General features: G+C 35.9%; 19 protein-coding genes and 1 tRNA gene. 13 read left to right on the top strand and 7 right to left on the bottom strand.

Annotated features, from left to right (window positions below; genetic code table 11):
* The 4 genes from EVJ47_05900 to EVJ47_05885 form a co-directional block, all read right to left on the bottom strand.
* A partial coding sequence (locus EVJ47_05900) for a DUF3987 domain-containing protein (GenBank protein ID RZD14695.1) occupies nt 1–541 on the bottom strand: 541 nt, incomplete at its 3' end.
* Entirely contained in the window at nt 529–1,434 is a 906-nt protein-coding gene (locus tag EVJ47_05895) for a hypothetical protein (GenBank protein RZD14694.1), read from the bottom strand. The genes EVJ47_05900 and EVJ47_05895, both read right to left, overlap by 13 nt.
* Nucleotides 1,431–1,871, bottom strand: coding sequence for a hypothetical protein (locus EVJ47_05890; GenBank protein ID RZD14693.1), 441 nt, complete (start codon nt 1,869–1,871; stop codon nt 1,431–1,433). The genes EVJ47_05895 and EVJ47_05890 overlap by 4 nt, the downstream gene beginning before the upstream one ends.
* Nucleotides 1,872–1,893: 22 nt before the next feature.
* Complete coding sequence (locus tag EVJ47_05885) at nt 1,894–2,085, bottom strand: DNA-binding protein (protein RZD14692.1); 192 nt, start codon at nt 2,083–2,085, stop codon at nt 1,894–1,896.
* 67 nt (nt 2,086–2,152) lie between these two features.
* Here EVJ47_05885 and EVJ47_05880 point away from each other — a divergent pair, with 67 nt between their 5' ends.
* From EVJ47_05880 to EVJ47_05865, 4 genes are all read left to right on the top strand, one after another.
* The gene (locus EVJ47_05880; GenBank protein RZD14691.1) at nt 2,153–3,004 is read left to right on the top strand and encodes a hypothetical protein; all 852 of its coding nucleotides are present in this window, start codon (nt 2,153–2,155) and stop codon (nt 3,002–3,004) included.
* Nucleotides 3,005–3,100: 96 nt separating this feature from the next.
* Nucleotides 3,101–3,373 carry a BrnT family toxin gene (locus EVJ47_05875; protein RZD14690.1) on the top strand — a complete coding sequence of 91 codons (273 nt, stop codon included), beginning with the start codon at nt 3,101–3,103 and terminating at the stop codon, nt 3,371–3,373.
* The gene (locus EVJ47_05870; GenBank protein ID RZD14689.1) at nt 3,351–3,608 is read left to right on the top strand and encodes a CopG family transcriptional regulator; all 258 of its coding nucleotides are present in this window, start codon (nt 3,351–3,353) and stop codon (nt 3,606–3,608) included. Before EVJ47_05875 ends, EVJ47_05870 begins: the two co-directional genes overlap by 23 nt.
* A gap of 271 nt (nt 3,609–3,879) precedes the next feature.
* On the top strand, nt 3,880–5,310 hold the full coding sequence (locus EVJ47_05865; GenBank protein ID RZD14688.1) for a diguanylate cyclase: 1,431 nt from the start codon (nt 3,880–3,882) through the stop codon (nt 5,308–5,310).
* Nucleotides 5,311–5,394: 84 nt separating this feature from the next.
* Here EVJ47_05865 and EVJ47_05860 read toward each other — a convergent pair whose 3' ends face one another.
* On the bottom strand, nt 5,395–7,674 hold the full coding sequence (locus tag EVJ47_05860; GenBank protein ID RZD14687.1) for an EAL domain-containing protein: 2,280 nt from the start codon (nt 7,672–7,674) through the stop codon (nt 5,395–5,397).
* A gap of 236 nt (nt 7,675–7,910) precedes the next feature.
* Here EVJ47_05860 and EVJ47_05855 point away from each other — a divergent pair, with 236 nt between their 5' ends.
* Nucleotides 7,911–8,732: a hypothetical protein gene (locus EVJ47_05855; GenBank protein ID RZD14686.1), complete on the top strand. Its 822-nt coding sequence runs from the start codon at nt 7,911–7,913 to the stop codon at nt 8,730–8,732.
* A gap of 41 nt (nt 8,733–8,773) precedes the next feature.
* A complete protein-coding gene (locus EVJ47_05850) occupies nt 8,774–10,150 on the top strand; it encodes an MBL fold metallo-hydrolase (GenBank protein ID RZD14685.1) in 1,377 nt (458 codons plus the stop codon).
* 173 nt (nt 10,151–10,323) lie between these two features.
* Here the strand turns inward: EVJ47_05850 and EVJ47_05845 are convergent.
* Nucleotides 10,324–10,399, bottom strand: a tRNA-Ala gene (locus EVJ47_05845).
* A 276-nt stretch (nt 10,400–10,675) separates the two neighbouring features.
* On the opposite strand from EVJ47_05845, the gene EVJ47_05840 reads away from it, so the two are divergent.
* The 3 genes from EVJ47_05840 (at nt 10,676) to EVJ47_05830 (ending at nt 14,278) form a co-directional block, all read left to right on the top strand.
* Nucleotides 10,676–11,149, top strand: a complete 474-nt coding sequence (locus EVJ47_05840; protein RZD14684.1) for a hypothetical protein — start codon at nt 10,676–10,678, stop codon at nt 11,147–11,149.
* Nucleotides 11,150–11,275: 126 nt separating this feature from the next.
* Nucleotides 11,276–13,579, top strand: coding sequence for a diguanylate cyclase (locus tag EVJ47_05835; GenBank protein ID RZD14683.1), 2,304 nt, complete (start codon nt 11,276–11,278; stop codon nt 13,577–13,579).
* Between the two features lie 48 nt (nt 13,580–13,627).
* Nucleotides 13,628–14,278: a carbonic anhydrase gene (locus EVJ47_05830; GenBank protein ID RZD14682.1), complete on the top strand. Its 651-nt coding sequence runs from the start codon at nt 13,628–13,630 to the stop codon at nt 14,276–14,278.
* An 83-nt stretch (nt 14,279–14,361) separates the two neighbouring features.
* Here the strand turns inward: EVJ47_05830 and EVJ47_05825 are convergent, their stop codons facing one another.
* Entirely contained in the window at nt 14,362–15,510 is a 1,149-nt protein-coding gene (locus EVJ47_05825) for a C4-dicarboxylate ABC transporter (GenBank protein ID RZD14707.1), read from the bottom strand.
* 307 nt (nt 15,511–15,817) lie between these two features.
* Between EVJ47_05825 and EVJ47_05820 the strand changes: the two genes are divergently transcribed.
* The 4 genes from EVJ47_05820 to hypF are packed head-to-tail and all read left to right on the top strand — an operon-like array spanning nt 15,818 to nt 20,782.
* Nucleotides 15,818–16,045, top strand: coding sequence for a HypC/HybG/HupF family hydrogenase formation chaperone (locus tag EVJ47_05820; protein RZD14681.1), 228 nt, complete (start codon nt 15,818–15,820; stop codon nt 16,043–16,045).
* A gap of 22 nt (nt 16,046–16,067) precedes the next feature.
* Nucleotides 16,068–17,174, top strand: coding sequence for a hydrogenase formation protein HypD (gene hypD, locus EVJ47_05815; GenBank protein RZD14680.1), 1,107 nt, complete (start codon nt 16,068–16,070; stop codon nt 17,172–17,174).
* A gap of 24 nt (nt 17,175–17,198) precedes the next feature.
* The gene (hypE, locus tag EVJ47_05810) at nt 17,199–18,272 is read left to right on the top strand and encodes a hydrogenase expression/formation protein HypE (protein RZD14679.1); all 1,074 of its coding nucleotides are present in this window, start codon (nt 17,199–17,201) and stop codon (nt 18,270–18,272) included.
* Nucleotides 18,272–20,782, top strand: a complete 2,511-nt coding sequence (hypF, locus tag EVJ47_05805) for a carbamoyltransferase HypF (GenBank protein RZD14678.1) — start codon at nt 18,272–18,274, stop codon at nt 20,780–20,782. Before hypE ends, hypF begins: the two co-directional genes overlap by 1 nt.
* The last annotated feature ends 7 nt before the right edge of the window (nt 20,783–20,789 follow it).

Below are 20,789 nucleotides of genomic sequence, written 5' to 3'. Positions count from 1 at the left end.
CAAGCGATTTAAGCCATCCGCCGAACTCTCCGTGAAAAAACGTTCCGTAAGGCCTACCCTGAGCAACCATGTAAAACGCTTCGGGCGTTACGTCGGAAGGATAAATCAAAGAGCCGTCTTCCGTATCGAAATTTTCAATTATTTGTTTTAATACCCTTAAGACCGTGCTTTTCCTTCCGCCTGATTTCATAATCATCAGGATATACATATTAGCGTAGAGTTTGCCCCCAGTCCATTTCATAAAAACATTTTTTTGCAAAATAGCAGAAATTGCGGTTAACCCTGCAGCGAACGCAAAAATATCGGGAGCGTCCGTTATTTTATTGCAGTATTCAATGAAATGATATAAAAATGACCCATGCGGAATTAAGCCGTATATGCTTGGAGTATCAAGAAGCCTTGCGCATTCCATTCTTTCAGGTAGATTTTTACCGCAGTATTTTCCAAAAAACAGTTCGCAATCCGATTCTTTCATAAGAACAGGACAAAACACCTTTTTTGTTTCTTCCGGTTTAAATGTTATTGGCGCTATAGCTGGCATAGGGCAACTCCTATTTTTTCTTTTAAAATTAAAGCTTCGTTTAAGTCTTTAGCTTTAAAGGTTAGTTTATTTATAGGAACGCTTTTAATATGCCGGATAATTCTATTTTGCGCTTCTTTGCCGCCTTCGTCGTTATCAAGTGCGAGGATTATATTTTTGTAATTTGATAAGATTTTTAAAACAAGTCCGTTAAGATTTTTTACGGAATTTAAAATTATTAAGTCGTACAATCTACCTTTCATCTTTTCTGCGACGGTTAAACCGTCGAACATTCCTTCGACTACAAAAATTAGCTGTTTTTTGGGGTCTTTGGAGAATAAAGAATATGCGCTTTTCCCGATATTCATTTTTATTTTTTCGTTTCTTAATGCGTACCTTCCGGCAGAATTTTTTATGCCTAAGGCGGAATTTAGATAAGTCTTATTATTTTTAATAATGGAATAATTTATCTGTTTGAGCCAGTCCGGTATAAAATATACGGCTCGTGAGTGAAGATAATCAATTAATTCGAAGTTTTTTATCTCGGTGATAGTTGTTATTTCAAAGGCAGTTGGCTTAAATTCTTTTTCTTTTTGGCAGCCAAAAGAAAAGTTTTTCTTATAGTAGTCGTTATTTATTTCCGCATTTTCTATATTATTTAAAAATTTTATAGCGTCAATATAGTTTAAACTCAAAGCAGACATAACAAGGTCGATCCAACTGCCGCCCTTTCCTGTTCCGAAATCTTTCCATAGCCATTTTTCGTCACGTTTTTGGATTGAAATGCTTTCAGTATTTTCGTCTCTGTAAACTGCCAATGCCATTAGCCTGTCTCCAGTTTTTTTATATGGAAGTCCAAGAGCATTTAAAACCGTTTCCGCCTCAATCGTTTTTAACTTTTCCGTGTCTATCATATTAATTTACTTTGATTTAGATGAGTATTTAAAGGTTTTATATAAATTTTTTCCGAAAATTTTTCCGATAGCTTTTTTAATGCTGCTTTATCAATTCCCTGATTTGGTGTTCTAAGTTCTCCTACCGTAAGTATGCCAGGATAGCGTTTAATAATTTTCACTTCTAGACCGAGTTCGGCTTTGATTAGATTTTTCATATATAACCAATGAACTTGTGATAGGTAAACTTCGCGTCCTGTAATTTTTTCAATATATACCGTTGTTTCCATAAATTGATGCGGGAATTCCTTAAAACAAGCTTTAGTTTTTGGTAAAATGTAAATATAATTGTCTGATACGTAATTTTCAGTCATAGGGTCAGAAGAAACCAAATAAAAAAAATTCTCATCAAAATCTGCAACATACACTGTGATATTGCTTTTCTCCTTAATTTCCATTATAAGTTTTACCTCCTACGTCTTAATTAACCGGTTTTATGTAATTCTTTTCTATATATTTTTTAAGGTCAGATTCGCGAAACTTGTAATATTTCCTTATTCTTACGAAACCGATCTCCCTTGCATAGACGATATTTTGCATAGTGCGGTAGCAGATTCCAAGATATTCTGCCGCTTCATGCATACCGTATAATTTTTCTTCATTATTGTTCATATATTTATGATAAAATGTTTTGGAAAGACATAATAGGTTGTATTTTTACCAATTTTGGAATTCAAAAATGATTAAATACGAATACATTGCGGACAAACTATACGAGGCTGGATTAAAGGTCGGTTATATTGCCGAATATCTTGGTTTAGGATACAAGGATTTAAAAATCATTGAATTAAGGAAAAGAGAGAGGAAGGAAAAGAGCTTAAGAAAAGAGCCGAGCCTGTATAAAAAGTTTATTTCCAGTATAGATTTATCCGATGAAAGGGTAAAAGAATTTGTTAAAATTATTAAAGCAAGAAAAATAGATTATAACAAATGGGGCGAATTATTGAAAAAATATGGAATCAATGATAACAGCTTAACACATACCCTCTTGTCTCAAAAAGGTTTTTATGATTTTTCTAAGGATTCGGATTTTTTTGCGGTCAAAGATTATCTTGACGATATTTGCAGGAATGAAAAACTTAAATTATCGTCTAACGATATATATTTCCTATATGGAAAGTTCCTTAAAAAAATTTATGTTGACCCAAGAAAAGATATAGAATTTTTGCTTAAAAACGGTGTATCATATTACAATATAGCCAAGCTTTTCAATAATTCTCTCTCCGGTGTAAACGGCAGGGATTTCAGGACGATGACAAAAACATTTAAACGCCCAATGACAAAACCACATAAAAATAAAGCTGATGAGGAAGCTCTTAAAAAAATAATTACAGGAAGCAAAATGAACGCTAATATCATTAATGCTGTAAGACTGGTTAAATTCTTTTCTAAAAGAGATGCCAATCATATAGTTCAGGTGTTATTGGAAAATTCTTTCGATTGTTCGAGTGCTGAAGTTGAAAAGAGGATAGGAATACCGTTGGAAATGTTATTTGAAGACGGGCGTTGCGTATTTTACGACAACATTTGACTTGCTATAAATTTTATATTTGTTTTTAATATTTATATAATATAATTATAACCAGATATTGTTGCATATTTGTATAAAATATGTAAAAATGATATTATGAATTTCGAATGGGACGAGTCCAAAAGTAATTCAAATAAAATTAAACACGGCATTGATTTTGAAACCGCAAAAAATATATTTTTAGATGAAAACCGTATTGAAATTATTGCCCCATATCCGATAGAAAATAGATTTATTACCATAGGAAAACTTAACAGAAAATTATGGACGGTTATTTTTACGATAAGGGGAAACGCCATAAGAATTATTTCGGCAAGACGTTCAAGAAAAAAAGAGGTAAAATTATATGAAGAAAAATATTTTAACTAAAACCGCAGAAGAATTCGACCGCCGTTTCGACGAAGGAGAGGACATTACCGACCTTATTGACATTTCTAAGGCCGTTATAACGCGCGGAGGTAAAAAAGTTCGCCTTACAATCGACGTATCAGAGTCTTTAGTTAAAGAAATAGACGATATAAGAATGAAAATAGGCGTAGATAGGGGTGCGTTGGTTAAAATCTGGCTTTACGAAAGAGTTAAGCAGGAAAAAGGCGTAAGATAGTATTTGCATAAAAATTAAAAACGAAGCAGGTTTAATTCATCATGACAAAACATTTTCTAATTCGTCTTACTACTATATTACTACTAAATTATAAGTAGGCATAAATTTATTAATAATTTTACTAACTTACAAGCCATAAAGCTTGCTTCGGGAGCAAGGGGTCGCTGGTTCAAATCCAGTCGTCCCGACCATTAAAAAAAATTTATAAATTCTTATCTCTTTAGCTGGTAAAACGAAAAATTGCAATTTATTGTAATTTATGGAGTTGTAAATGGAAAAGCTCGATATTTGCAAAAATGTGCTTTCAAATATTCCAGACGGCTTTATATTTTACGATACAAATAACACGATAATCGACTATAACGAAGCTTTTATGGAAATATACGGACTTGACAAAAAAGGAATTGAATTAAGGGGTTCCAAAGCTTCGGATTTATTTAAATTGATAAAAGTCGATAAATCTATTAAAACTCTGGTGCCTTTCTTTCCCAAAAAAATTAACGGCGATGCCGAAAACGCTCCAAAACAGCTTAAAACTATTATATCCCGCAAGTTAAACCATAAAGTTAAATACATAAGAAGGATTACCACTCCTATTTACAATGATGACGGCAAGTATTCAGGCAGGTTTTGCATATTAACGGATATAACCGAAGTAAAAGAAAATGAAAATAAACTTAAAAAACAAAAAGAGGAATTGCTTAGTACGCAGGAAAGGCTCAGGAAATTTAACGATTTTATCAAAAAAATTCAAGGGGAAATAAACGAAGAGGATATTTATCATGATGCGCTTATTTTTTTAAAACAAAATGTAAAAGCTAATCAGATATTAATAAAAAATATAGATTTTGACTCGCAAAGGGTTAATATCGTAACCTCGTTAAAACCTGTCGGCGATGTCTTTATCGAATCTAAAGAGGTTACCCATAACCCTTCGCTTTGTTATATAATAAGAGAAAATAAGCCTTTTACCGTAAAAGATATAAATGAGGACTATACCTGCCGCTACCATATATATCCCCAAAAAAGTGGCGGTTATATATGTGTCCCCATATCTTTTAATTCAAGAGTTCAGGGGTTAATTCATATTTTTAATCTGGAAAAAGATTACTTTACGGATGAAGTAGTAAACTTTGTAGTTGATGTTGCCAACACCATATCATCCTACATAATGGCGCTAAAGGTATATAAAGAAGCTCATTTTTACGCAACCGTCGATCCCCTGACAGAGGCTTTCAATAGAAGATTTGCCGAAAGTTTTTTGGAAAAAGAGATAGCAAGGGCAGGCAGGAACAAAGCTATATTTTCAATTTTAATGTTCGACCTCGATAATTTTAAAGATATTAACGATAAGTACGGACATAAAATCGGTGACATAACATTAAAAATGTTTGTTAATTTTTTAAAGGAATCTTTAAGAAGCTGTGATGTCATATCGAGATTCGGGGGAGACGAGTTTATGGTGATACTTCCGGACACCGACGCAGGCGGCGCTAAGAGCATAATTAAAAAGATAAAAGACGAGCTTAAAAACAAGAAATTTATATTGGAAGATGATGCAATAATAAATCTTAGTACTTCGATGGGTTTTGCGACATATCTTGAAGACGGAAAAACAATTGACGATTTGTATCTAAAGGGCGATAAAAGGCTTTATAAAATGAAAAAATCTATTCATTCTAAATTATTAGCCGGCCGTTAAAGCTGTTTCGCATCTGTTGTTGTTGCGAATATTCCGAAGATACTGTGCACGGCTTTACCCTGCGGCGTTTTTAGGGTATAAAGGTTAAAGGCTGATATCGAATGAAGGCTCGCCTGTGTAATATCCTTGAACAAGCTCTATGCCCCTCTGTTTTAATTCGGTCAGTATTTCTTCGTTTTCGACAAATTCGGCTAACGGGATGATATCTATGCTTTTTGCCAGTGTCGCTATTCCCTCGACAAGGCTGGCATCCCTTTTATTCTTATGGCAGTTTTTAATGAAAGAGCCGTCGATTTTTATAATAGGGGTCGATGGAAGATACTTAAGATAATTAAGGGAAGAATATCCGCTTCCAAAGTCGTCCAGCACAAAAAATATTCCCTCTTCGTCCATAATCTTAACAAATTTTGAAAATCCTTCTAAATTTGGGAGAGTTTCTCTTTCCGTAATTTCGAAGAACAATTTTCCTTCCATATTATGTTTTCTAATTGTTTTCTTTAATTCGTCGATATTTTTTACGTTTTTAAACATGCCGGGATTTATATTATAAAAAAGCTTTGTTTCTATTGCGTTATCCATTGAAAACCTGTTAAAAATATCAAAAGCCTTTTCCATTAAAATAAAATCGAGTTTGTTAATAAGATTAAGCTTTTCTATCGTGTCAATAAATTCGTAGGCCGAGTACACCGCACCGTTCATTCTAATTCTTGCAAGGGATTCATAGCCGTAAATTGCAAGATCGCCGATATTTCTTATCGGTTGAAATGCGGGCAGAAAGAGGTCCTGTTCGATAGCTTTGTAAATTAAATCGGTCTTGGAGCTTTTAATTATATAATTTTTTGCAATTTCCTTATACCCCACCATGCTTTTTCCTTCTTCTTTGGCAAAATGAAGGGCGTTATCGGCAATGGACAGAAGTTCATCCGTGAGAGACGCGTCGGACGGAAATTCTGCAATGCCTGCCGTGATGCCTAAATTTAACGAGATATTGTCCAAATTAAACTTTTTATCGGATAAATCCGAAATCAGCTTATTTAAAGTAGAATTTGCAATTTTTTTAGTCGTGTTTTGCATAATCACGCCAAATTCATCACCGCTTAACCTCGCTATTATTCCAAATTTTGAAAGGCTTTCTTCTAAGTATTCGGCAACCATTTTTATCAGGATGTCGCCTATCGAGTAGCCGTAAGTATCGTTTATGTGGCTAAAATTATCGATGTCGATTATCCCGATAACAAAACTTTCCTTTGCTATTTTATAGCGGTTTATTTCTTCGTTAAGAAGCATCATAAAGGATTCTTTGTTATATGTATTCGTTAAAACATCGATATGGGAAAGAATATCGAGGTCTTTACTGAGAGCGGTTATATTCGACATATACTTGTTTACGGCATAGCTCGAGAAAAAAAGCTGTGATAGGAGCCGGAGCAGGCTGAGTTCGCTTTCTTTAAACAACTTGTTATATTTTCTCGCAAGAACTAGCACGGCTTCATACTGCCTGTCATACACGTATGCCTTCATAGAAGCGCCGCCTATGGTTTTAAGCCCCTTTTTTAAATAAAACGGGATGGCGGGAGGAAATTTCGTATAGTCATAGGTGTAAGGTTTCGAGCTGCTGAGTAAAAAATCAAGGGCAGGCGTTATTCCATGAAAAACTTCATCCGAAGACGATTTCCTAAAATTTTTTATCCATAGTTTCGAAGGAACATTTAATTCGGGCTTATGCGTCGTTCTATTATAAATTATAAATTCGGAACCGTCAGCCATAAGCAGTTTTTCGATAATGGATAATGCGTCTAAGATTAAGTAATTTATATTTAAATCGGACATTACCCCCTTATTTATATTGAGTGTTATATCGTAAAGCACTTCCATGTATTCCGTCAGTTTTTCATTGAGATGCGGTTCTTTGATTATCGTATTATATATGAGCGGGGATAACGCTTCGCTAAAAGCCGTGATTTCACTCATTAGCCTGTCCGAGAAATAGTTTTTTCTTTTAGAATAGACATTGAGCGAACCTAAAATTGTATCGTCCATTTTAAGGGGAATTGCCGCAGAGGATTTATAGCCGTATTTTTCGGCATAAACTAAAAAAGATTTATAGGAGGGGTCGTTATTTACATCGTTTAATACAACGGGCTTGCCGCTTTTAACCGATCTTCCCGTCGGACCGTTTCCGTATTTCGAGTCGTCCCATCTTATCTCGATTTCATCGAGAAAAGATTTTTCGAATCCTATGGAAAGAATCGGCTGGATTAGGAAATTATCTTTTTTTATACCTATCCATGCATAGGTTATGTTATAATTTGAAAGTACTCCTTCGACCACCTTTGTAAGGTTTTCCAGATATTTAAAATTCATTAAAATAATGGACCCCCGTTATGTAAATTTGTTGAAACAAAAAAGACCCGTTAAATATGCAAGAATTATATTATATTTTATACATTATTGAAAGCAAGAAAAATATCTTGACAAGTTTTAAAATAAATATTAACAATAATAAAATAAAAAATAAAAAAGTTAAAAAGAGACAATCTATATTCGCAATATAAATATATAATAAATAAACGACTTTTAATAAATAGGAGGTATTTATTATGAACAATAATAAATCTCTAAAATTATTCCGCTCATCTATTATTTTTATTTTTGCCGCTTTTGCCGGCTTGATTTTAATATCTTTCATACCCTTAAATACGCCTAAGGCTTATGCTTCAGGTATACTCGGACTTGAACTGAAAGGCGGGGCATACTTTCAGCATTTATCCGGCAATGTATCAGTGGGAAACTCGGGCAGTTCTTTGGTACCGACAAACATTACCCCTTCCGATATAGGTCTTCCAACTTCTAAAACCGAACCGATGTTTAAAGCCGTGCTTTTGTTTTTGTACACGAACAGGGTTTCTTTTACTTATGTTCCATATACTTACAGCGGGTCAAAAATAATTTCCCAGTCAATCAATTTTAACGGCCAAACATACACGGCAAATACGCAGGTAAATTCAACATTAGACCTTTACAGTTATAAACTTTTCTTTACCCATAATTTTTCTTTGGACAGGTATGTGGCTCTCGGTTTAGGCATCGGCGTTAACGCGATAACCGCTAAAGCCGAGCTTGACGCACCTACCCTCGGCTATTACGAATCAAGGACCATCGATGCCCCGATCCCCTTAATCGGCGCAAGATTAAAAATTGCGCCACTGGACTTTCTGTCTATTATCGGAAAGATACAGGGGTTCACAATCGGTTCAAGGGGCTACTATGAACATGTTAATGCGGGCATTAATTATTATCCGATAAAACCGTTAGCGGTATTTGCCGATTATGTTTACGATAAGGTGCATGTCAATGTCAGCAATGTTGACGGAAGTCTGACATTTGCCGGCCCGGAGATTGGTTTAAAACTGAGGTTTTAACCGCATTTTAGGTGTTATATTAACATTATTATAAAGTAAAAATGATTATAAAATCCTTCGGAGCCGCAAAAAATGTGACCGGAAGCTGCCACCTGTTAACCGGCGATAAAGACGGCATCAATATAATGGTGGATTGCGGACTGTTTCAGGAAAGGGATTTTGAGGATAAAAATTATGAACTGGATTTCGATCCTAAAAAGATTGATTATTTAATACTTACCCATGCCCATATAGACCATTGCGGCAGAATCCCTTTTTTGGTAAAAAACGGATTTAAAGGGCAAATTTTATGCACTAAACCGACATATCAACTTTCAAAGATTTTGCTTTTGGATACCGGAAAGATAATATTTGAAAATTATAAATACGAATTAAAAAAATCTTTAAGGAAAAACGAAAAAAAGCCGGAACTTTTATATGACGAATCAGATGTTTTAAACTCGTTCGATTTTTTTAATCCTGTTTTAGAATACGATAAGCCTTACGATTTAAAAAACGGGTTTGTTGTAGAAATTCGCGACGCAGGACATATTCTGGGTTCATCTTTCGTAAAAATAAAGAAGGGTGATAAATCGGTTATCTTTTCAGGTGATTTGGGAAACAAAGAAAAACCTATAGTTAAAAACTTTGAATATCCCGATGAAGCAAATATAGTGTACACCGAAACAACTTACGGAGACAGAAATCACAGAAGTTTTCAGGAATCTAAAGAAGAATTTTTAGCGGCAATCACGGATACGCTCAAAAACAACGGCAATGTTTTGATTCCAAGCTATGCTACGGAGAGGGCGCAGGATATACTTTATATGCTTAGGGAATTTTACGAACAGGGTCTTCTTCCGTCATGCAAGGTGTTTTTGGATTCCCCGCTTGCTTTAAGTGTAACCGATATATTTGTTCAAAATTTTTCTTATTTTAAAGAGGATAAAATTCCGCTTTTTAAAAAAGGCGACCCCTTCGACTTTCCGTATTTAAATATCGTAAGAGATATCGAAGAATCGAAGCAAATTAATAATGTATCAGGAAGGGCTATTATCATTGCCGGAAGCGGAATGCTTCACGGCGGCAGGATTCTCCATCATTTAAAGCATAACATCTGGAAAAAAGAAAATGCCGTTATATTTGTCGGCTATCAAGCTAAGGGGACTCTGGGAAGGCTTATAGTCGAAAAAGAAAAAGAAGTGAATATTTTAGGCGAAAGCTTTAAAGTAAATGCGCAGATTCATACGATAAACGGGTTCTCGTCTCATGCGGACCAGAATGAACTTATAGAATGGATAACCGCCGTAAAGACCAAGCCTCAAAAAGTATGCTTAGTCCACGGCGACGAAAATGTTATGAAAATATATAAAGACAAGCTCAAACAAAACGGATTTAATGCCTATATTCCGGACTATGGCGAGGAAATCAATATCTGACCTTAAATCACCGTTAAAATTTTTTATTCCGGTATTCCGCCTTGCGTCAAAGACATGCTTTGACAAATTTAAATTTATGCCGTGATTAATTCGTTAATACCCGCTTTCTTAATATAAACTGCATAGAATGGATTATCAAGGTCTGATGAAGGCTTATTTATCGATGCTTTTAATGGTGGAGCTGATCGGGGTCGAACCGACGACCTCTTGCATGCCATGCAAGCGCTCTGCCAACTGAGCTACAGCCCCTCTTTCGTGTTTTGCGTTATGATTAATGATACTATATTATCTTATTTTAAGTCAATAATTAATATTTCCCAAAAAATATATCTTGCATAATATCGATATGTTATGATAGCCTAATCAATATTAAAATAAGTTATAACTAAAAAAGTTTCTTAAAAAATCCCGAATATACAGGCTAAATCGAATTTTTTAAAGTATTTTAAATGCTTGTGTGAAAAAGCATACCTGCGCGGTTATTTTGAATGTGTTAATAGCAGCTAATTTAAGAGGAAGAAAATAATGAGAAAAATTTTAATTAGTTTATCGGTTTGTTCATTTATATTTTTAGCGATGTTTCAAACAAGCCATGCGGCTGGAACATTTGGCTATACGGTTTCCAATCTTTCGTCCGTTCCGACCAAATTCATAAACAGGCGGTTGGCGGATAATGTTCCGACATGGTTTACCGTCAAATATCCTTATAAAAAATATGGGATACATGTGATGGCCAATGATTTTTTTTACAAAAAGGCGGGAATATATGTTTATTATTCCAGCGCCGGATTATACCGTAATATCGGCAAAAATAATATAACCAGTTATTACCTTATTAATTCATATATCGGGTTCAGGCGGTATAATCCCGATTCTTTTGAGCGCGAGAGTTCGCTGCTTAATTCAGTGAAAGAAGCGGTCAGCGGTTTAATGAATCAGATTAAACGCAAAGGGTATCCGGTGTTTAGTATAGATTCACCCGCCCCCTTGCAGCGGTAGAATATGTTGATAGATGCCTATATCGCTATAAAAACACGGGAAAAGTCTGAAAAACCTAATTCTACCCCCCCCACTAACCACAAAAGGCATGCTTTTGTATCCCATTGACGGGGAAGGGGAGTTACGATGAGTATCAACGAATTAATCAAATCGAAAACATTTTTATTCGGCATTATTATTTTGGCCGCATATATTGTTATTTCCGCAATTATTTATAATTCTGTTATTTTAAAAATGGAAAACGATATGAATGCGGATAATAATATTCAGCTGGGGGTTATAAAACTTTCGGACAGCATAAGGCTGACCGTAGATTCCGCGCAAGATGTAGTGTATTTTTCACAGAAAAACGATAAAAAAAGGTTAAAATCATCTCTTTTAAAATTAAGCGCCTTAATAGGCCTCACAAATAAAAGGTTTGAAGAATTCAATAAAAATCTTGAAAAATTCCCTTTTTTAGAGAAGACCGTTCTTCCTTTTGAGAACAAAGCTTATTACAATTGGAAAAATTTGATAGTTCCCATTCTTGTTACCCTTATTATCCACCATAAAATTATGGCAAAAAGTGCGTTTATGGAACCTTTATTCATTAATATGTATAAAGCCGGTCCGAATTATGCTCCTTTAATGGAACAGGCTTTCGAACACCGGGTTAAAGATGCCTCATATTTTCATCTGATTTTAAACCTGATTTTTATTACCAGTTTCTTTTTATTTTTTATAATTTTAATACTGTTTATATTTAATATTTCAAGCAAGGAGTTAAAAATACAGGAGAGCGAGAAGAAATACAGAATGCTTTTTGACGGGGTAGGGGATGCGGTTTTTTTAATGGAGTATTCTAAGGAGGGTTTTCCCGCGCGATTTATCGATGCAAACAAGGCAGGGCTTAAAAGGCTTGGCTATACTAAAGGCGAGTTTCTTAATCTTTCTCCACTTAATATAATACCGAAAGCCGATTATGACAAAATGAAAAATTATTTTATTGAGCTGGCTTCAAAAGGATATTTAACTTATGAAGCTAATCATCTTACAAAGGACGGAAAAATTATACAGGTTGAAGCGGTTGATAATATTTTCGATATCGGAAAAACAAGGATGGGTGTTTGCATAGCAAGGGATATCTCCGCAAGGAAGGGGCTTGAAAAAAAGCTTCTGGATTCCTATCTCGAATATAATAACCTTGTAAAATTTCTGCCTATCGGAGTATATCAGGCAACAACAGATGAAGAAGGACGTTTTATTAATGTAAACGATTATATGGTAACAATTTTTGAAGCAAGCGGCAAAGAAGAGTTAATTAATACCAAAATTGTGGATTTATATGTTGAAGGGGAAGAAAGAGCCAATGTTATTAAAAATATAATGAAAAAAGGGGTCTATGAATTTGAAGGGAAAAGAAAGACTTTAAAAGGCAGGATTATCGATGTGTATATTGCCTGCCGCTTGAAAAAAGATGGCTACGGAAAAGATATGATAGATTGCGTGCTTTTGGACATTACTAAAGAGAAAGAATTAGAAAAGAGGTTAAAGGAGAACGAGGAACTTTTTAGCGCTATAGTTAACGGTATGGCCGAAGGGGTTTACATTAATGACACGAGGATACTTTATGCCAATCCCGCAGCCGTGGAGTTTTTTGGTTATCCGGAAAAAGAACTCTACGATATGCACACATGGGATTTATTTGGGGAAAAAGATAGACCTGTTATCAAAGCCAATATAGAAAGAAGGCTTAAGGGAGAACAATTTTATTTTGAATACACTTTTCATACTTTTACCAAAAAGGGCAAAGAAAAATATATATTGTTTCATGTCCAAACCATTGTTTATCAAGGGCGGTTCGTCTCTCTCGCTATATTTTTCGATATAACCGATAAGGTGTTGCTGGAAAGGGAATTAGAAAAAGAGAAATTACGCTTTCAAGAGTTATCCGAAACAGACCCTCTTACGGGGATTTTTAACAGGAGAAAATTAGATAATATTTTAGACGAGTATGTTAAACTGGCGTTTAGATATAATAGGCCGCTGTCTCTAATTATGTTCGATATAGACCACTTTAAAGAAATAAACGATAATTACGGCCATCAGATAGGAGATAATATTTTGATCGAGCTTGCTAATCTTATAAAAACCAATTTAAGGGAAACCGATTTTTTTGTCAGATTTGGCGGAGAAGAGTTTATGATATTAATGCCCGAAACCAATTTAGCTTACGCAAAAGCAAAGGCTGAAAGCCTAAGAAAATTAATCGAGGAAAATGTCTTTAAATATATTTACGGGCTTACCTGTAGTTTCGGGGCTGTAGAATATGGCGAAAAAGATAATTTGGGTAATACGCAAGACATCATTAACAGTCTTATTAAGCGGGTTGATAATGCCTTATACAGGGCAAAAGAAAACGGAAGAAACAGGGTGGAAGAAGGCCTTTAAATTACAAAATTATAATGGCGTAAAGCAGTTTCAAAGGAGAAGTTTAACATGGATAATTTATTTGAAGGCGTAATTAATTTTAATAATAATGAGTATAAAAGATATAGTGAACTTTTTAAAAAAATAGGAGCAAAACAAAATCCGCATACGCTTTTTATCGGGTGTTCCGATTCGAGGGTTGTTCCAAATCTTATCACTAAGTCATTACCCGGAGAACTTTTTGTCGTAAGGAATATTGCCAATATAGTCCCGTTATATAGGACTGTCAATGAGTTTTTGGCAACCACTTCCGCGATAGAATATGCCGTAAATATATTAGATGTAAAAAATATCGTCGTATGCGGACATTCAAATTGCGGAGGATGTAGGGCTTTATACATGACGGACGAGGATCTAAAGAATATTCCTCATACAAAAAAATGGTTAGAACTGGCTAAAGATGTTAAAAAAATAGTGTTAAATTTAGCAGCAGGTAATAATCTTGACCTCAATGAAAAAGAAAGGGAGTCATTGACCGAAAGAGAGAATGTAAAAGAACAAGTCAAACACTTATATTCATATCCTTATATTAAAGCTAAATTAACGGACAAAAAAATTAACATATATGGGTGGCATTATATTATAGAAACAGGCGAGGTGTATAATTATTCTTTTGATAAAAATTACTATGAAAAAATCAATGAACCTGTTTTACCCTAAATTGCCGTAGAAAATGTTAAAATATTTTAAAAATTTTGCCGGCAATTTTGGGGTTTTTGGGCTTTGTCAAAGGATTTATTCGATTAATCGGCACATCTCATATCTTTATCTGGAAGTCCGGTTTCTATTGACAAACACGGCGCTTTAAATAAGTAGCCGTGCCACATTCCATGCAATGTTTTCGATGTAACCACGGTCCAGAAAAACGCAAGCATGATGACAAAAATAGCGCCGATTACCTTAAAAAGTTCCATTCCCGTTAATCTAAACAGTGTAATAGTTGCCGAAGTATAAACTCCCAGAGGAAAGGTAAATCCCCACCAGCCCATATTAAAAGGCAAGTCTTCCTGCATATACCTGAATGTCATAAGGATAGCTATTATCAGCCACCAAAAGCCGAATCCCCACATAATTAGTCCCCCTATAGGTCCGACGCTATAAGCGGTTTTAGCATAAATATAAAGTTTTGTTCCTGTAAATACCGCAGGCGCATCGTTTCCAAGAAGAAGCAAACCTAAACTGCCTGTGCCTATCGGTCCTAATGTCAACCATGTAGATACCGCCATATCCCTGTGCGGGAGCTTGTGCCATGCAAGACGCAAGAACAGTATGACAAGAATGCCGAAAGCAAGGGGAACGGAAAATGCCCATAGCGCATAACCGAGGATAATAACATATCTGCCTATAGCGGGAGCAACATGCGGAGCTAAGAAACCTGCCGATGCGGCGGCAACTTCAGCCGGGACTATCGGCAGCAGCCATATTGCGGTCATGTCTTCTATGCTATGTTTTTGATTCGTAAACATATAGAAAGGAACCAACAAACCTACGATTATAGAAATAAAAGCGTCAAACCACCATAAATTTAAGGCTATGGGTGTCATTTGCGCTCCTGCAAATATTAAAAATCCGTTTATAATAGTAGCTAAACCCATAGGTATAGCTCCCAAAAACATCGATTGCACAGGATGTTTTAGCAGCTTTTTTGCAGATTGAAAATAAAATATAAAGCGTCCGATAAAAAGAATGCTAAAAATTATAAACAAAGCGATGTTAACTATCCATAAGCCCTCCGCTATCAGATGCAATCCTGCAACCTGATATGGAAAAGCCGCAAGCATAAGCGACAGAATACCTGTTCCCATATTCATAGTAAACCAATTCGGGGTAAACTGCTTTATAAGGTCGGTTGGATGCGACATCTGTTTAAGCGGACGCAAATTGTATGCCATGTTATTTAATCTTTTCATAGAAACCTCATAAACGGTAAAACATCAGCTTTGTATTATTGTATTACCTTTGCCCTGAATGATTTTTACGGAATTTAGACAGAAAACGACATATAAAACATGAAGTATGATAAATTATACAAGTAAAAGACAGTGAACATTATCTTAACTTATTTTTTATATAAAGTCCATTAAATAATTTAATTTGGGTATTATCTTATACATTGAATTTTATAGATAAACGGGGTAAAATAAATAATAGATAAAGCAGTATCGAAATATTAATTTAATCTATACTTGGACATAATCGATGTGTCTCGCAATCCCTTCCAGAGTGGTAGAAATAAAAGGCGATAACATTGCCGTCGTAGATACGATGGGTTCTAAAAGGCTTATATCCACCATGCTTTTAGAGGAGCAGGCTAAAATAGGGGATTATTTGCTTATCCATGTGGGTTACGCGATGCAAAAAATAGACGAGAATGAAGCAATAGAAAGCCTTAATTTGTTCAGGGAAATCGAAAATAAAATGGATTAAAAACCGGTTAGAACGGGTCAGAATGAGCATATATTCCTCTTTTAAGCAACAAGGCGATATAGAACGGCTAACCTCTCTGATAAGCATCGAAGCCAAAAAAACGATCAATATAATGGAAATATGCGGCGGGCATACCCATTCCATTATGAAATACGGACTGAATACCCTTCTTAAAGACAAGATAAGCTTTCTTCACGGCCCCGGTTGTCCCGTTTGCGTTATGCCGATAAAAAGAATCGATAAGGCTATAGAAATTGCGGGTTTGCCCGATGTTATACTTGCGGCTTACGGCGATATGATGCGGGTTCCCGGAACAAATAGTTCCCTCATAAAAGAGAGGGCTAAAGGAAGAGATGTAAGGATGATATATTCCCCGCTCGATATTATAAAAATAGCGGCGGATAAAAGCAATAAGGATAAAAAGATTATTTTTTTTGCAATAGGGTTCGAAACGACAGCGCCGATGACGGCAGCTCTTATCGAAGAAGTGATAGCGAAAAAAATCGAAAATATATTATTTTATATTAATCATGTTCTTGTGCCTCCGCCTATAAATGCTATTTTAGATTCCAACGACAATTTAATAGACGGTTTTATCTGTCCCGGACATGTAAGCGTTGTTACCGGAAGCGGTATTTATGCGGATATTCCGCTAAAATATAAAAAATCGGCGGTTATTGCGGGATTTGAACCTTATGACATTTTAAGCGCAATTCTTTTGATAGTCAGACAGATTAACAACGATAATCCAGCGGTGGAAATTGCATATAAAAGAGCGGTTAAAGAAAAGGGAAATAAAAAGGCGCAGGACTTAGTCGATAAATATTTTGAGGTTCGGGACGGGTTCGAATGGAGAGGGTTCGGCAATATTCCGAAAAGCGGGCTGAAATTAAAAGATAACTTTAAAGATTTTGATGCCGAATATGTTTTTGCGGATAAATTAGGGAAATCGACCCATGATGCCAAAGAAAATGCGGCTTGTAAATGCGGGGAAATACTTAAAGGAAGACTGAAGCCGGACGATTGCCCCCTGTTTGACGGAGTTTGTACTCCCGAAAATCCAATTGGGGCGTGTATGGTTTCTTTTGAAGGGGCGTGCGCCGCATATTATAAATATCGTAATTTTTAAAAAACATTTATAAATTATAAACTTATGAATTCATATAAATTAAACGATAGCGATAAAATTTTGCTTTCCCACGGCGGCGGCGGAAAAGAGACATCCCAATTAATCGTTAATATACTTTTTAGGGAACTTTACGGACCAGGTTTAAATAGCGATAATGCAAAAAATCAAATAAAATTGCTGGAAGATGCCGCGATTTTAACTTCTCCGCAAAAAATAGCCTTTACTACCGATAGCTTCACGGTGAGCCCAATCTTTTTTAATGGCGGCGATATAGGAAAATTGTCCGTTGCGGGAACGGTAAACGACCTTTCCGTTATGGGGGCGAAACCGCTTTTTTTAAGTTTAGGACTTATAATAGAAGAAGGATTTTTGACAGGAGATTTAAAAAAGATTATAAATTCGGCGGCTCAAGAGGCAAAAAAAAGCGGAGTCAAGATTGTAACGGGAGATACAAAGGTCGTCCCAAGAGGAAAAGCGGACGGTATTTTTATAAATACAAGCGGAATAGGCGAGGTTTTATATGAAAATATTTCCGTCTATAATATAGCGGATGGGGATGTCATAGTTGTTTCCGGCGAAGTAGGTGACCATGGAGCCGCTATTATGTCGCAAAGAGACGGCATAGATATGGATGTGGAAACGGAAAGCGACTGCGCTTCTTTATGGGATATGATAGATACGGCCTTAAAACAGGGGGTTATCGTAAGCGCTATAAGAGATGCCACGAGAGGCGGGCTTGCCGCGGTTCTTAACGAGTGGGCTTTAACCGCGGGTGTTTCTATTTACATAGAAGAAGATAAGATTCCGGTAAGGGACGGCGTGAGGGGTTTTTGCGAGCTTTTGGGTTTTGAACCGTATCAACTTGCATGCGAGGGGAGGGCGGTTTTTGCGGTCAAGCCTGAGCATGCAAAGAAGGCCTTGGATATTCTTAAATCCCACCCGCTCGGTAAAAATGCAAGGGTGATAGGAGTTGTCGAAAACAATAATGATATTAATAATAGCCCGGATTTAAAAGGGAAGGTTATTTTAAAAGGCATTTACGGCGTTAATAGATTATTGGACTATCCGTCGGGCGAACTTTTGCCGCGAATTTGCTGATGAAAAATAATAAAAAGATTAAAAGGGCTGTAATTAAATTATCAGGCAGGGTTCAGGGAGTGGGTTTTAGGCCTTTTGTTTTCAGGCTCGCAGAAAAATATTGCATTAAAGGTTATGTTTTAAATGATATGGAAGGGGTTGCAATCGATGCCGAAGGAAAGGAAAACGATTTAGCAAATTTTATAAAATTTTTAGATTTAGAAAAACCCCCTCTGGCGGCTATAAATACAAAAACCGTCAATTTTAATCCCCCCGTTTTTTATAATAATTTTAATATTAAAGAATCGGATAAACCGCTTAATTATACGAACAATAACGGTAAAGGCAATTTCAATTTAATAGCTTCTCCTGATATTGCAATATGCGATGAATGTTTAAAGGAGCTTTTAAATCCTTCGGACAGGAGATACCTTTATCCTTTCATAAACTGCACCGATTGCGGCCCAAGATTTACGATAATTAAGGGGATGCCTTACGACAGGGCATCTACCGCCATGGATAAGTTTAAAATGTGTCCCGCATGCGAAGGCGAATATAAAAATCCGTTAAACAGGAGGTTCCATGCGGAACCTAACGGATGTTTTTCATGCGGACCCGGGGTTGAATTTGTTTTAAGTAAGCCGAATTGTAAGCCGCCGGAATTATTATCCTGCTTGCCGGCGGGCAATATAAATAACGCAAAAGGCTTAGATGCCATAAAATCATTGGTCGAACTATTAAAAAATGGCGGGATTGCCTGTGTTAAAGGTATAGGCGGTTTTCATTTAATGGCTGACGCCGCAAACGATAAAGCGGTTAAAAAGTTAAGGGAGAGAAAAAATAGGCCGAAGAAACCGTTTGCCGTTATGTTTAAAGATATAAACGAGATATTAAAATATGCTTATGCAGATGATATTTCTACGGCTTTAATGACATCAAAAGAAAGACCTGTCTGCCTGCTGAAAGACAAAGGCGCTTTATCTTATTATGTAAACTGCGGACTGAAGGATATAGGAGTATTTTTGCCGTACGCGCCGGTTCATTATATTATTTTAGAATTATTTGGGAAACCTTTAGTAGCTACATCGGCAAACATAGGCGGAGAACCGATAATAAAAGATAACGGGGAGGCTATTTTTAAACTGAAAGGTATCGCGGACGGTTTTTTAATACATAACAGGGATATTTTAAGAAGATGCGATGATTCCGTTATAAAAATGATAGGTGAAGATCCGGTTTTTATCAGGCGTTCGAGAGGCTATGTTCCAGATCCCGTTAAATTACCTTTTAACTTAAAAAGAAATGTTTTTGCGGCGGGTTCTTTTCTTAAAAACACATTTGCAATAGCATATAAAGGCAGAGACGACGATAACGGGGGAGCGGTTATATTAAGCCAGCATAACGGGGACTTGGACGGTATTGACAGCTTCGTCAATTTTACCGAAAATGTGGAAGATTTTGAAAGGTTTTATAATTTTAAACCTGATATGATAGTTTGCGACAGCCATCCCGGTTATGAAAATACAAGGTGGGTTAAAGAAAAAGCTGAAAAAGAAGGTATAAAGTGTTTATCCTTGCAACATCACAGGGCTCATATTATTTCCTGTATGGCCGAAAACGGATTGGGGTTGAATGATGAAGTTTTTGGCGCGGCATTTGACGGAACAGGTTACGGGGATGACGGAAGCGATGTAAGTATTTGGGGAGGGGAATTTTTTAAGGGAAACTATATGAATTTAAAGAGGGTGGGGAGTTTCAAAAAATTCAGGCTTCTTGGTGGAGATAAAGCCGTTAAATCCCCGCAAAGGGTTCTTTTGAGCCTTCTATTTGGTCTCTTTTTTAAAAATAGAAATGAATCTGCCAAAAATTATAATTTTAACGGCATGGGCGACTATTTTAAATTTGACGGTATTTCGAATTTAACAGGTCTTTCCCTAGAAAATATAAACATATTTTTTAAGATGTGGGAGAGTGGAATTAATTCTCCATATACATCTTCTTGCGGAAGAATTTTTGATGCCGTTTCGTGTTTATGCGGCTTTAAAGGGGACATTTTTTATGAGGGAGAGGCGGCAGTGTATTTAGAAAATTTATGCGGCAGCGAGGAAGAGGAAATTGAAAATCAGCGGAGCTCATTGGATTACGGGATAGAAAAATCCGATTTTTTTGAATATGCCTTGGATTATGATAAAATAAACGGCCTGTTTATAATCGATTATAACCCTATGTTGCTTCAGATTATAAAAATTATTATTAATAATAATAATTCAGAATTACATGCAGAATTATATAATAATATTGCAGAAAGATTTATAAATACCCTTGCCCTCATTATAAGGGATATTGCTTTAAGAATAGGCTGCAAAAATGTCTGTATGAGCGGCGGGGTATTCCAAAATGCTTTTTTGAGGGATAAAAGCGGTAAAATTTTAAAAGAAAGCGGATTTAATATCTTTTTTAATAAAAAAATCCCCCCCAATGACGGCGGTATTTCATTCGGTCAGGCGGTTTACGGCGGACTGATAGATTAATTCCGGT

This window comes from Candidatus Acidulodesulfobacterium ferriphilum (genome assembly GCA_004195035.1).
In the GTDB taxonomy this organism is placed as follows: Bacteria; SZUA-79; SZUA-79; order Acidulodesulfobacterales; family Acidulodesulfobacteraceae; genus Acidulodesulfobacterium; species Acidulodesulfobacterium ferriphilum.
Note: the sequence above shows the minus strand (reverse complement) of the source record. Positions and strands in the feature narration are given on the sequence as shown.